1 protein-coding gene is annotated in these 894 nt (G+C 59.5%); it reads right to left on the reverse strand.

What is annotated here, in order from left to right; genetic code table 11:
- Window positions 1-292: 292 nt before the first annotated feature.
- Window positions 293-894, reverse strand: a 602-nt coding sequence (locus NAV32_RS17590) for an IS110 family transposase (protein WP_256054065.1), incomplete at its 5' end; no start/stop codon positions are given.

An 894-nucleotide genomic window follows, 5' to 3' on the forward strand; every position in this document is an offset into this window, starting at 1 on the left:
GGACTCCTCCCGGTTTGCCAGTAAAAAACAGTGCTTTTGAACCAAGGTACGACTGCTACCGTATATCCGGCTTCTACTGAAGTGGTTTGTCACTTCGAGCCTTGATGAAGTAGTCGCTCATGTGTGGCTGATCGGATTAGCGGCCTTGTCATGCAGAGGGCCTGCGGGTTTCTAAGCGTTCACACATGCCGGTTCGACCGGTTCGTCATCACTGTCTGTCACTGTGCAATCGTGGTGGATCTTCTACGGTATTGCGCTTGCTGCGGTGTTGCCTGTTGCTCGGTTACTGCGTTCAACACGCAGCGTTTTTATAGCGCTCGCCCTTGCTCAGGAGCGCCCAGATGATCCGGGCATTCTTGTTCGCCAGGGCCACTGTGGCTATGTTCGTGTTGCGTCGACATTTCACCTCATTGATCCAGATACTGCGTGGGTCGGTCTTTTTCGCGCTCGCGTTGAGGGCAGACCGAGCACCATGGATCAGCAAGGTGCGCAAGTACGTATCGCCTCGCTTGCTGATGCTGCCCAGGCGCTCCTTGCCGCCGCTGGAATGTTGATTGGGCACCAGCCCCAGCCAGGCCGCCAGCTGCCGGCCTGACTTGAACTGGCGCGCATCGCCTACTGCCGCCACCATCGCCGTGGCGCTGATCGGACCAAGGCCCTCGATCTGCATCAGGCGTTGCACCCGCTCATCCTGACGCGCCTGCTGCTGAATCAGGCGATCCAGAAGGGCGATCCGATTGTCTTTTTCCTGGAGCTCCTCCTGCAGCTCACCCATAAGCTTGCGCATGGCAGCCGGCAGGCCGCAGCTCTCCTCCAGCACCCGGGCCAGCAATGCCCGCGTAGCCGCCACGCCCTTGCGGGCCTCGATCAGCCCGAACTCTCCTAGCAAGCCTC

Source organism: Stutzerimonas stutzeri, assembly GCF_024448695.1.
In the GTDB taxonomy this organism is placed as follows: domain Bacteria; phylum Pseudomonadota; class Gammaproteobacteria; order Pseudomonadales; family Pseudomonadaceae; genus Stutzerimonas; species Stutzerimonas stutzeri_T.